Raw genomic sequence first — 12,605 nt, forward strand, 5'->3', positions numbered from 1 at the left:
ATAACCACTTTTAGTATATGTTATTCTAAAAAGAAAATCAAGAAAATATATAGGTTTTTACAAAAAAATAAAAAGAGCAGTACACCGAAGCCCCATCAGGCAGCAACGCATTCTAACCCGACAACTTTCTCAAGCTACTACTCTCTAAAATATTTTATAATTCATATATGTTACTAACTAAGCTTTTGTATTTTCAGTAAAAAAAGTTCTTCTTGTATTAAATTCAAGAAGAACTTTTTGATTGTAAGCACTTATCTATTAGCTAAGAATTATTATCATCTTTGATTAATAGACTAGGAGTATCATTATAGTGAGCGCGGTGACATTTTTTAACTCGAATATATAGATCTTTTAATAGATTAATACTTGTCAAGACTGCCTCACCTGTGTTCAATTTCTTAATCTGACCAATTTGGTTTTCAGACAAGTGGTTTTGTATCACTTTAAGTTCATCTGGAGAAGTGAGTCTATGAATCAGCAATGTTCCTATTTGTCCTAATAAAATTTTATCCACATCATTTGGATTTTGAGTTGTTAAGAAGAGGAAGATTCCTTTCTTTCTCCCCTCTCGAGCAATACTATTCAATCCAGTATAAAATGTGAATCCTTCAGTATTGACTCCCTTTGTGTATCTATGGACTTCATCAACAAACATTACAAATGGTTTTATCAATTTCGAATTCAAATTTACTAAATAGTTTGAAATTAGGTCAACAATCATTCCACCAATTCCATCTGTTGTTCCAATTTTAGAAACATCAATATACAATGACTTATCGGTACTTCCTTCTACAAATGAGTCGATAATATCAATTAAACTATTGCCAGTCGAAGTAAAAAAATTAACAAGTGAAGTATTATCTAACTTATAATTTACCTTTTGAATAAGATACTGATTTACATTAAAATTGAAGGTATCTGCTACGAAATTTCCTCTATTGTCCTGTCTAGTTGTTTCTACTGCAATCTGGGCCGTTAATAATTCAATGTTAAAATTCCTATCTTTTTCAGAAAGAGTTGATAAATTTTGTTCTACTTCGAATACTGACTTTCCTACTTTCTTGTATACTTCATCAATGTTATTTTTATACTGATATCGTAGAGAACGGATTGCCTCAGCTAAAACTGCTGGTTGTGTTCCATCATTTGTTTCAAATAAAATTGACCACTGGTTCATTGATATGTTTGATAGGGGGAGGAAGGCAGTTTCACCAAGTATATATTTATCTACTTCGTCATCTTTAAATGAATCAGAATATTCTCCTGTTGGATCTATTATCAGTGTCCTAATTCCATCATTAACCAGTTTATCTAAAATGCTTAAAGCTGATGTTGATTTCCCACTATTTGTAGTCCCTACAGTCATCAAATGTCTATTAAACAAAGTTTTTGGTTGTAATTTTATAGGGTATTCTTGGGAACTAAAGGCAAGATTAGCGATAGAAGATAGTTGTTTCTCACTGTCAGGATTCACTTCGATTGATTTTATAAAAAGCTCCACTGCTTTTTCATTTGCAATATACACCTTGTCTGTAATACCAACAGTGTTTGTCCCGTTTAGTTTAAAATATTTCTCACCCAACGGTATGTATCCAAGTATGTCAATACTTATTTCTGGAAAAATTTTCTCTTGTAGCCCATTTGTCATCATTTCGTGAACACTGTCTGAATTTGGCACTTTAGACTGAAATATTTCTCCAAAGAATAGACCATTACTTGAATCAATTAAAACGTAGTAATTTATCGTATTTGGAGCAAGGACATCCGTTCTCAATTTTCTGTATGAAAATAGTGAAAGATTTTCTATTTGAATTGTTGCATATGAACGATTCACTTGGGATATCATTCCAAGGTAATAGTTACTCTTGTCAGCTACTTCATAAAAACTATCAATTTTCGTCATTTAAATACCTTCCACTCAAGTAATCAACTAAATCACTATTCATAGTTGCCTTTAAAAATGATATTGGATATCCTTCGTCCATTAATCGTACTAGTTCAGCCCAATTTTGATTGTATTTAGAATTCGACTCGTCAATCTTACTATATTGATTATTGTCTCCATTCCACTCCCTATTCGGATCAATATTAAAGTCTGTTACTAATAATTTCAGACTAGAGTTATTTTTCAATGCCTGAGTAACCATCTTTGAGATATGATCGTCTGCAAAGCTAAATCCTGAAGAAATCAGCAAAGTATTGGGACGTTTTATAAGCTCTTGAAATTTTGTAAATAGCTCAAAATACGGTTCCTGATAACTTTGGGCAAACTTATCTGAACTAGGAAAAATCATTACCATTTTATCGGTTTCAGTAATGTTGTCTTTATTTTTTCTTACGATATCACCATTATCCTGTTTTTCCCAAGTAAGCGATCCATGGATTTTAACAAGATTAAATGTCTTATCCTTATATTCAACTTCTCTAGTATTAACATTCTGAACCTCTTTCACGAGATTCCATTCAAACATATTGCTATCAAACTTTGGTAGAGGTGTAAAGTTGAATCCATCAAAAATTACAAAATTATTTTCCGCACCAGCTTCCTCGATCAAAACATCATAATTTGTTGTAACAACGGAAAATTTATTCCCACCTTTTTCTGATAATTTCGACAAAAAATTTAATAAGGCCCCATGTTTTAAAACTTTGCTATCATATGAATAATTTGTATTTTTCTTAATCAGTTTTAATATTTTATCAATTGTTTTATTAAAGTCTTCTATATTATCATCTGGAACATAAGGACGATAATGGAATAATGTTGATAAGAAATCCTCTAGATTAAAATCATCTGCCAATTTAGGTGAAGTTGTTGATTCAGATTCATTTCCAGCTAATATGTTCCCATCCTTGTATCTACATTGTGTTGCCAATTCTTCTAATGTATATATATTTTCGGTAGACTTATGAAGCTCTTCAAATATATTATCAGCAATCATTTTGACTGTTTTTCCATATTCAGGATTTCTATCAGGAGTTACTGAAGCTCCTGCACCTGCGAGAAAGACCACATTAGAGTATTTTTCACCATAGACTATTTTTCGTATTTTTTCACTAATCAGACGTTTGAAATCAATCATCTGAAATTCATCCTCAGAACTATCATTAGAATTTTGTTTTTCAAGTATACCATTGGAATCATAGAAATTTACAGCACCAGTATCATCTCGCTCCACACCAAATTTACTTGCTCTAGACAAATAGTGATACTCAATCTGATTTTCTTTAGTTTTATCAATATCATCAAAAAAGAAGAAAAACATATTACCTACTCCTCCACTTCAAACTTAGGCAGACTATTTACCAAATCGACGGTCTGAACAGATACATTGATGATTCTGAGTAAGAGATTGAAAATATATTTTTCATCTGTGCTATAGTCATTTGGGTCATCTGTGATACCTGATTTCTTATCGGTTTTAATCTGATACTGGTCCATAATCCACTCAATAGCCGAGCGACCATTGACCATATACTCATAGGCTTTTTCAGGGATGCGACTAATCGTAATGTCACTATTATAGCTAATCGTTGAACGATCATTGATAGACTTCCCATTTTCATCACGAGTCTTGGCAAACTTCATCTTAGTTACCTTGTAAGATGGTTGAGGAGATAGCTGAATGTCCACATCGTCATAGACAGGGACTTCTTCATAGTTGAGATGTAAATCCATCAAGGCTTTTCCAATTTCAACATACTTGTCTTTTTGCTTCACAATCGGAATCCGTGCCAAGTCTTTCTTCAAATCATTAGCATACTTTTCCTGGTACTCACGAGAATTAAGTAGACCATAAACATAAGCGAAAGTGTCATCTAAACTTAACCCAAGTTTGTCCGCAAAAGCCTGATTCATATTGTCATTCGATTGGAAAAGCGACGTTTCATCTACTTCATTGTCGTAGCGCATGAAGCCTTGTGAATTCATTAAAAGTTGCACATCTGGCAAGATATCTGTAACTAACACTGAGAACTCTTTTGATGATGCTTTTCCAGAAGTTGCGATTAACTTGTTTTTAATCCCAAACTTTTTGTAATAGAGCCTCACACGCTCAACAAGTGAATCACTATAATATAACCATTTCTTTGTAAAAGGTCTATACAAATATTGCACAATATTAGTATCACTATAAGTAATTATTTTATTTTGTTTTATTGATTCTTCTAATCTAAACGTCCATTTTATAAATTCTTCTTTTCGATTTAGATTTGCTATTTTTTCAGAGTTTGGCATCTCAATAAGGCGGTCAAGTTCTTTATTATAATTACTTATTATTTTTTTAGTATTTATCTTGGTTTGAGAATTAGAAAAACCAACTATCCAGCTATCCCTATTAGTTCCAACACCTAAAATATTTAATTTAAAAGGACTACATATGTCTCCAGATATTTGAACATACTTCTGATAATTCGGGTCACGTTGGTTAAGCCAATCGTTGTTATCATCAGGTGTGATTTCTTGCCAATCAATTGCCGAAATGTCTCCAAAATCAGAAATAATATTGAGCTTGTCCTTTTGTGACAGGTAATCACCAATATCATGATAATGGATATCATGCTGGTCTGAACCATCTTTAACTAGAATAGAAATTGCAACTGGAGTTCGACTTCCTGAACCAAATATTTTTCCGCCTTCTTTACGAGACTGTTCGCCTAAAGTTCTTTGGTCTCCTCGAAGATTAAAGATATACAGATGATTGAAATCTTCATAAAGTCCAGCACGAAGACCATCTGCAGAATTAGTATTTAGATAATTACCGTTAGTCACAAATCCAATCACACCTTGTCCTTTAAGTCGGTCAGAAGCCCAACGGAAAGCTTTAACATAAGAATCGTAAAGCCCTTTAGTTAAGCCTGCATTAGATTTTGCAACATAGGTGTCTGCCAGTCGTTTATCTAATTTTGGATAGGCGTTATTTTGGTTGTTATCATTCTGACTACCTTGACCGATAGAATAAGGTGGATTTCCAATAATAGCTGTAATTGGTTTTTCCTGCTGCCGTTTGAGACGTCTGTCATTGGTGCCGAAGAAGCAGTCATCCAAAGTGTCTTCTGTCTCTGTTGATTCAAAAGTATCTGTCAGAACTATGCCTTCGAATGGGAGATAATCTTCCTCGCCATTTATGTCATCAAATACCGCTTCGATATTAATAGCAGCGATATAATAGCTGAGCAGGACGATCTCATTGGCATGGAGTTCTTGCGTATATTTTCTCACCAGATCAGCATAGCTCATTTCTCCCTTATCCATAAGGGATTTAAGGTAGTGAAGAGTACGAGTGATAAAAGTACCTGTTCCAGTAAATGGATCAAGAATATGGACATTTTCACTGGCAATAGTCTTGCCAAAATGTTTCCTCAAGACAACATCCACTGACTTAACGATAAAATCTACAACTTCAACAGGTGTAAAGACGATACCAAGTCGTTCTGTAGTAGACTTGAAACCAGTGGAGAAGAATTTGTCATAGAGTGTAATGATGATTTTCTGCTTGGCTTGGGCATTATCAATCCCTTCCGCACGCAGACGAACAGAATTATAGAAAGGCTCAAGTTCTTTTTGCTCTTTCTCAAACCCATATTGAGACAGTTCTGCCACGATTTGTTCCATGGCAGAGCTGACAGGATTATTTTTAATAAAACCATACTCGCCAAAAAGGGCATCAAAGATAGGTAATGTAATCAAATGCTGAGCCAACATCTCAATAGCTTGATTTTGATCAATTGACTCATTGATATTATGTTGCAAGCTATGCAAAAATCTCTTAAAAGCTTTTTTGCTCTCAGGATTTGATCCCAATATAATGTTAATTCCTTGAATATGACGGCGAGCAATATCAGCTACATCCTTAGACCAGTCTTCTAGATAACGGCGGTCCCCAACCTTTTGTACAATTTTCCCGTATATTGCTCCTTCAACGGCTTCCCATTCAAGTTCAAGCTCGGTTTGATAAGGTGCCTGCGGTTCATTGATATAGGTACCATCTCCAGTATTGATTGAAGGATCGTCTGGAGCACCCCCAACACCAATAATTTGGATATTTTTTGGTTTCTTTTTATTCAACTCTAGTTTATTGATTGTCGCTTCAAATCGTTCATCAACTGAGCGCAAGGCATTCAAAACCTGCCAAACGACATCATAAGACTTGTTATTATCTAAAATTGTTTCTGGAGTTTCACCTGCAGGAATGACAATTGGAAGAATGATGTAGCCATAATCTTTCCCTTCAAACTTACGGATAATTCGACCGACTGCTTGGACGATATCCACTTGTGACTTACGTGGAGAGAGGAAGATGATGGCATCCAAGTTCGGTACATCAATCCCTTCGGTCAAGAAGCGGACATTGGACAGGATTCGAGCAGAATCCTCTGGAATATCATCACTAGCAAGCCAATCCAAAGCTTCATTCTTTTCCAAGGCATTCATATTCCCATCTACATGACGGACATTTACCGAATAACCTTCCTCAGAGTTAAGATAATCATTAACAACATTTTCAAATTGAGCAGATAGACGTTTACTGTCGTCAATGGTTCTTGAGAATGCAATGGCACGTTTCATAGGCTCACCAGATACTTTATCCGTGAAACTTTCCCGTTTTATCATACCATTCCAGACACCTATGATTCTACCAACATCATCAATATTCAATCCATTTTCAGGATCTGACAGGGACTTTTGCATATCTTTTTGAACCACTGTTTCATCAACTGCTAAAACCATTAACTTATAGTCTGTTAGAATATCATGACTGATAGCATCACCGAAGCCTAGACGGTAAAAGACTTTACCATAGAGTTCCTCGTCATCCATACTTGAAATGACAATAGAGTTATCCTGTGCTTTCTTTTTAGCATCTAGACCATAAAGTTTTGGTGTAGCTGTTTGATAAAGTCGCTTAAGCCCTTTAACATTCAAGTTACTATGAACTTTTGTGAATGAAGAATCTTCTTCACCTAAAGCTTTAGCACCAGTTGTACGGTGAGCCTCATCAGCGATGATAAGGTCAAAATCAGGGAATCCATTTTTTTGAGCTTTTCCCAAGACCTCAATTGATTGATAAGTACCAAAGACAACGAGCAATTCTTTCTTTGGTTGGGTCATCAACTCTTCATAATTTTCAACAACTTTCTTAGCTGATGTTGTCGCAGGAAAACCAATATCGCTGGCTTTAATTTGGATGTAGGTCTCCTCATCCTTATCTTTTTCCTTAACACTTCCACGACTAGCGTTTCGATCACTGGTAACAGCCATTGAAGACATGGACATATCTGTATCATTATTCCAACCACGCAAGGTCTGAGTCAGTAGTTGGATACTTGGGACAAGATAGAGAACAAAATACTGTTCCTTTCCAGCTTCCTTTGCCATTGCCTCAGCAACTTTTAAACTTGTAAATGTTTTTCCTGTACCAGGAGCCATGATCAACTGTCCACGATCATGCTCTTTGAAATATTCTAATGCAGATGTGATAACGTTATTCTGATAATAACGTGGTTGCTTTTTAGCTTTTACGGTTACAACTTCAGGACGATCAAAAGAAAATTTTGACCAATCAATTCGTGAATTTCGCAGTTCTGAAAGCCCAATTCGAACAACATCACTTCGATCAGCAAGTGCTTTCTCTGCATTAGCTCCCCATTTATCAGTTGAGGCAACTATAATTCCTGATTCATAATAATCTTTGCCAAGCTCGCCAAGAAAAGAATCAATATCTTTCTTTTGGATAGCATGATTATAGAACTTTGCTTGGATAGCTACCAATTCACCAGTGTGCTTTTCTGCAACTAAATCGACTCCGATATCAGCTTTAGGAATACCAAATTCCGCTGGTACATCCGACAACATCCAAACGTTTTTAAATTCATTCTTATAAGTTGGTTCATTTTGAAAATAGGCTCGTGCTAGATATTCAAAATAGGTTCCACGATCACGCTGTGTTTCCGATGCTGTATTGATTTGTGCGACTAAATGATCAAAACTCATATCACTTCTCCATAAAATTCTAAATTATTCTCAAATTAGCTTATCAAAATCACGTTTACTATAAAGAATTCGGCGGATTTCCATAGTGTTTTCAATTAGCACATAAAATATCGTAAAGTTCCTAACTTTGATTGTGTAATAATCATGAGGACGCTTTTTGAGTGTAGGAAAAGGTACATAGCCTGCTGGATTCTTTAATCTTTCAAAAATAACCTTTTCTACCTCATCAACTAAATTCAAAGCAGCTTGGGGACTATTTAAAGCATTTGTAATATAGTCCACAGCTTCATTAAGATCTTGTTCAAAGAGTGGTAGAAAAGTAAGTTCATAGTGTTTATTCTCCATCAATCCTATTTCTCACTCTTCCAAAAATTTCTTCGGCTGTATATCGTTTTGAACTTATAGCTGCTTGCTGATCTGCTTCATCCAATGCTTTCTCCCTTGTGTCCGTTAAGAGTGAATATTGCTCCAAACTCATAACAACCATAGAACCATACCCATTTTTTGTCAAAAATACCGGTTCACCATTTTCTATAACGTCTGATTCTATTTCACTGAATCGATTTCTTAAATCTGATACTGGTCTAATATTAAGCATTTCTGCACCTCCTGTTTTTGATAAAATTATATCAAAATTTTATCAAAAATAACAGTGAAGAATGAGAATTCCTTTTCTATTTCGTACTCTTATTTTCATCATCTGCAAACTAGCTTACGCCTTATTTACTGATGATTTCAAAAGTATTTGAACGCATCGAAAAACACAAAAAGTTACACCAAAAACAAATAAGTAAAAATCGCAATACAAATGATTATGAACATTAAAAAGTGCAGAGCAATTCTGCACTTTTTAATTTATTTAATTACTCAATCATTCCAAACCAACTTAACGCATCGATGATAGCTTGTTCTTTTTTAGGTGGACAATTTGGAACTCTTTGATTTTCTTTCTTAGAGTGATTGTAATTTTCTCTCTCAATTATCCCAAGTTTTCTTTTAACTTGAGCAATGTTAAGAGTAGATACTTTTAATTCAAATTTTCTAAAGACATAATCTTTGATTTCTGAATATGTAGCTTCCTTCTTGACAGAAATATCTTTGAGATCTTCTTCATTGATTTCAAGATCAATATGATGGTTGATCTCTCGTTTGGACAATTTCACAACCGCCTCAGTTCGAGCCGTATGAGGAAACATATCAACGGATTGGATGTATTCGACCTTATAGACCCGGCTGAGCACTACTAAATCTCGTGCCAAGGTCGAAACATTACAGGAAACATAGACCATTTTTTCAGGTCGGAAGTCCAAAATGGTTTCCAATAACTTGTCGTCCAAGCCCGTCCGAGGAGGATCCACTACCAAAGCATCTGCCCGATAGCCTTCCTGGTACCACTTAGGAATAATCTCCTCCGCCTTTCCTGCCTCATAATGGGTATTGGTCAGTCCCATCCTAGCCGCATTTTTCTTCGCATCTTCGATAGCTTCAGGGATTATATCCATTCCCCGCAGTGACTGCACCTTCCTCGCGAAAGCAAAACCGATAGTCCCTACACCACAGTAGGCATCGATCAAGTGCTCATCGCCCCTTAAGTCCAAGGCCTTAACAGCTTCTCCATAAAGAACCTCTGTCTGTTGCGGGTTCAGTTGGTAAAATGCCCGAGGTGACAAGGAAAATTCAAAGTCCAAAACAGCTTCAGAAATGGCTTCTTGTCCCCACAGAATATCCGTTCGCTCCCCATAAATATCACTGGATTTCTGCTTATTCCAATTGAGCGCAACCGTCACGATCTCAGGAAAGGTTTCAACTAAATCTTGGATCAACTTGGACAAATTCACCTGACAGGAGGTCACAAAAATCAATTGGACCTGTCCTGTTTGTCGTGCACGACGCACCATAACTGTCCGAATCCCTTGAATTTTCCGCTCATCATAGATAGGAATTCGATGTTTGGTCAATAAATCTGCTACCACATTAATAATTCGCTGAGTCGTCTGATCCTGGACCAAACAATCTTGAATTGGAATTAAACGATGTGAATTTTCAGCATAAAGACCCGCATGAACCTTACCCTTAAACGAACGCGTCTGAAATTGCAGCTTAGCCCGATAGTGGCTAGGTTGGTCCATCCCAATTGTCTCCAATATCGGATAGTCTTCATAGCCACTCGGTTGAAATTTCTTCAAGGCTTGCTTCAATAAATCCGCTTTAAAATCCAATTGCTTGTCATAGCGAAGGTGCATAATCTGGCAGCCACCACAAGCCTGGTAAATCTCACAGGCAGGCTCCACCCGAAACTTTGAAGCCTTGTTCACCTTCAGCAACCGAGCTTCCACAAAATTCCGTTTGACAGCAGTGATTTGACAATAAACCTCTTCACCTTTTAAAGCACCAGGCACAAACACAAGGGTCTTTTGGTAGAAACCAATTCCTTCCCCATTGATGCCCATTCGCTTGATTTTCAGCGGAATCCGCTGTTTGACTTCTAATCTCATACTACTATTTTACCTAAATTTCCTGTATAATGAAAGAATGAAAATCACAAAGTTAGAAAAGAAGAAACGTCTCTATCTCTTGGAGACAGACCAGGACAATCAAGTCTATATTACTGAAGATACCATTGTGCGATTTTTCCTCACAAGAGGAAAAGAAATCAGCGAAAATGAATTGAAAGAAGTGATACAGTTCGCACAATTCTCCTATGGAAAAAACTTGGCTCTCTACTACCTATCTTTTAAAAAGAGAACGAAAAAAGAAGTCGAAACCTATCTTGAAAAACAAGACGTCGATCCCCTCACCATCCCTGAAATCTTACACAAACTCCAGGAAGAAAAATGGATAGACGACCAGGACTATGTCCAACAAGTTCTCTTTCAAAATGCGCTTTCTGGAGACAAGGGGCCACAAGCACTGAGACAAAAACTGTATCAAAAAGGAATTTCTAAGCATATCATTGATGCTTGTTTTGAATTAGAAGAGTTTGAAGAGATTGCCGAAAAAGTAGCACAAAAACTACACAAGAAATACCTAGGCAAGTATTCTGATCGAGCCTTAAAAGAGAAAGTTAAACAAGGACTTTTATTAAAAGGATTCGACTATAAAAATGCTGATAAGGCGCTCGAAAAACTAGAATGGGTGCAAGATGAGCAAGAACAGGAAACCTTGCTAAACAAAGAATTAGACAAGGCCTACAGAAAATATAGCCGGACGGATACTGATTATTCCTTAGAACAAAAAATCATCCGCTTTCTTCTAAGAAAAGGATTTGATTACGATAAAATAAAAAGAGCCTTAAGAGAATATTTGTAAAATCTACCACCGAAGACAAAAATATGATATAATGGTGGAGATTAAATTGAAATTGTAGAAAGTTGGTAGCCAAGTGAAATTACCAAAAGAAGGCGACTTTATTACAATTCAAAGTTATAAACATGATGGCGAACTCCACCGCTCGTGGAGAGACACCATGGTACTAAAAACAACAGAAAATGCTATTATTGGTGTGAACAATCATACATTGGTCACAGAAAATGATGGCAGACGCTGGGTTACCCGAGAACCTGCAATTGTCTATTTTCATAAAAAATACTGGTTCAATATCATTGCAATGATTCGAGACAATGGCGTTTCCTATTATTGCAACTTAGCTAGTCCCTACATCCTGGACAATGAAGCCTTAAAATACATCGATTATGATTTAGATGTAAAAGTCTTCGCTGATGGAGAAAAGAGGCTACTTGATGTTGATGAATATGAAAAACATCGAAAACTCATGCAGTACCCTGAGGACATTGATTTTATTCTAAAAGAAAATGTCAAAATCCTCGTTGATTGGATTAATAATCAAAAAGGGCCATTCTCACCAGCTTATGTCAATATTTGGTACAAACGATATTTAGAACTGCGAAGTAGATAAAGTCAAAACCTGTTTAACAGGTTTTTTCTATAGAAAGGAAATTATGGGATTTTCAACAACCAAAGGCCGATATGCTAGTTTTGGCATTGTTACTTCATTACCAGGCCAACTCATTGACCAAGTTTGGTATCTGATAGACAACTACTTAAAAGGAGTCTTCCCGTTACCTAACCTCTTAAAAATACAACTCATCAATAAAAACGGAAAGATTCAGTTTCACTTTAAACACCAGAGTCTACCAATTTCCATTCTAATTGATAGTAAAGAACGTTTTGATCCCTTCTACCCAACAAAAGTCATTGTAATAGACAAAGATGGAATTCAAACCATTTTGCTCCCAGATGAAGTTCATTTTCACGATTAAATCCCCAAGATTTCTTGGGGATTTAAATGTACACATTTCTACCAAATTTTAGAAAAAACAAAAAAGGAGCTAACGCTCCAACTACAGTCCGTACGGGATTCGAACCCGTGTTACCGCCGTGAAAAGGCGGTGTCTTAACCCCTTGACCAACGGACCATGAACTAAAGATTTCTCTTTACTCCGCCAACAGGGCTCGAACCTGTGACATCATGATTAACAGTCATGCGCTCTACCAACTGAGCTATGGCGGAATATGCTAAGCGACTACCGTATCTCACAGGGGGCAACCCCCAACTACTTCAGGCGTTCTAGGGCTTAACTGCTGTGTTCGG

The 12,605-nt window shown here is 36.2% G+C and carries 8 protein-coding genes, 2 tRNA genes and 1 pseudogene; 3 read left to right on the forward strand and 8 right to left on the reverse strand.

What is annotated here, in order from left to right; all coding sequences use genetic code 11:
- Window positions 1-262: 262 nt before the first annotated feature.
- From JNG37_RS02150 to rlmD, 6 genes and pseudogenes are all read right to left on the reverse strand, one after another.
- Window positions 263-1,903, reverse strand: a complete 1,641-nt coding sequence (locus JNG37_RS02150) for an ATP-binding protein (protein WP_158455556.1) — start codon at window positions 1,901-1,903, stop codon at window positions 263-265.
- Window positions 1,890-3,266 (reverse strand): SIR2 family protein, encoded by a 1,377-nt coding sequence (locus JNG37_RS02155; RefSeq protein WP_158455558.1) that lies wholly within the window; start codon window positions 3,264-3,266, stop codon window positions 1,890-1,892. Before JNG37_RS02155 ends, JNG37_RS02150 begins: the two co-directional genes overlap by 14 nt.
- A gap of 5 nt (window positions 3,267-3,271) precedes the next feature.
- Complete coding sequence (locus JNG37_RS02160; RefSeq protein ID WP_158455560.1) at window positions 3,272-7,993, reverse strand: DEAD/DEAH box helicase; 4,722 nt, start codon at window positions 7,991-7,993, stop codon at window positions 3,272-3,274.
- Window positions 7,994-8,023: 30 nt separating this feature from the next.
- Window positions 8,024-8,338, reverse strand: coding sequence for a type II toxin-antitoxin system RelE/ParE family toxin (locus JNG37_RS02165; protein WP_158455562.1), 315 nt, complete (start codon window positions 8,336-8,338; stop codon window positions 8,024-8,026).
- Window positions 8,328-8,591, reverse strand: a complete 264-nt coding sequence (locus JNG37_RS02170) for a type II toxin-antitoxin system Phd/YefM family antitoxin (protein ID WP_024403749.1) — start codon at window positions 8,589-8,591, stop codon at window positions 8,328-8,330. Before JNG37_RS02170 ends, JNG37_RS02165 begins: the two co-directional genes overlap by 11 nt.
- 547 nt (window positions 8,592-9,138) lie before the next feature.
- Window positions 9,139-10,488: pseudogene (rlmD, locus tag JNG37_RS02175) on the reverse strand (23S rRNA (uracil(1939)-C(5))-methyltransferase RlmD); the annotation flags it as partial.
- Window positions 10,489-10,525: 37 nt separating this feature from the next.
- Between rlmD and recX the strand changes: the two are divergent.
- The 3 genes from recX to JNG37_RS02190 all read left to right on the forward strand — a co-directional run bounded on the left by recX (window position 10,526) and on the right by JNG37_RS02190 (window position 12,273).
- Window positions 10,526-11,302 carry a recombination regulator RecX gene (gene recX, locus JNG37_RS02180; protein ID WP_158455566.1) on the forward strand — a complete coding sequence of 259 codons (777 nt, stop codon included), beginning with the start codon at window positions 10,526-10,528 and terminating at the stop codon, window positions 11,300-11,302.
- A gap of 73 nt (window positions 11,303-11,375) precedes the next feature.
- Window positions 11,376-11,909, forward strand: coding sequence for a nucleoside tri-diphosphate phosphatase (gene ntdP, locus JNG37_RS02185; protein ID WP_158455568.1), 534 nt, complete (start codon window positions 11,376-11,378; stop codon window positions 11,907-11,909).
- 43 nt (window positions 11,910-11,952) lie between these two features.
- Window positions 11,953-12,273, forward strand: a complete 321-nt coding sequence (locus JNG37_RS02190) for a DUF960 domain-containing protein (protein ID WP_158455570.1) — start codon at window positions 11,953-11,955, stop codon at window positions 12,271-12,273.
- Between the two features lie 84 nt (window positions 12,274-12,357).
- Here JNG37_RS02190 and JNG37_RS02195 read toward each other — a convergent pair.
- A tRNA-Glu gene (locus JNG37_RS02195) sits at window positions 12,358-12,429 on the reverse strand.
- Between the two features lie 22 nt (window positions 12,430-12,451).
- Window positions 12,452-12,524: transfer RNA gene (locus JNG37_RS02200), tRNA-Asn, on the reverse strand.
- Window positions 12,525-12,605 lie beyond the last annotated feature (81 nt).

Source organism: Streptococcus suis (genome assembly GCF_016775005.1).
GTDB classification, from domain to species: Bacteria; Bacillota; Bacilli; order Lactobacillales; family Streptococcaceae; genus Streptococcus; species Streptococcus suivaginalis.

Coding starts and splice junctions, on each gene's coding strand:
- JNG37_RS02170 (WP_024403749.1), bottom strand. CDS start 8,591: ATGCTTAATATTAGACCAGTATCAGATTTAAGAAATCGATTCAGTGAA.
- JNG37_RS02165 (WP_158455562.1), bottom strand. CDS start 8,338: ATGGAGAATAAACACTATGAACTTACTTTTCTACCACTCTTTGAACAA.
- JNG37_RS02160 (WP_158455560.1), bottom strand. CDS start 7,993: ATGAGTTTTGATCATTTAGTCGCACAAATCAATACAGCATCGGAAACA.
- JNG37_RS02150 (WP_158455556.1), bottom strand. CDS start 1,903: ATGACGAAAATTGATAGTTTTTATGAAGTAGCTGACAAGAGTAACTAT.
- JNG37_RS02155 (WP_158455558.1), bottom strand. CDS start 3,266: ATGTTTTTCTTCTTTTTTGATGATATTGATAAAACTAAAGAAAATCAG.
- recX (WP_158455566.1), top strand. CDS start 10,526: ATGAAAATCACAAAGTTAGAAAAGAAGAAACGTCTCTATCTCTTGGAG.
- JNG37_RS02190 (WP_158455570.1), top strand. CDS start 11,953: ATGGGATTTTCAACAACCAAAGGCCGATATGCTAGTTTTGGCATTGTT.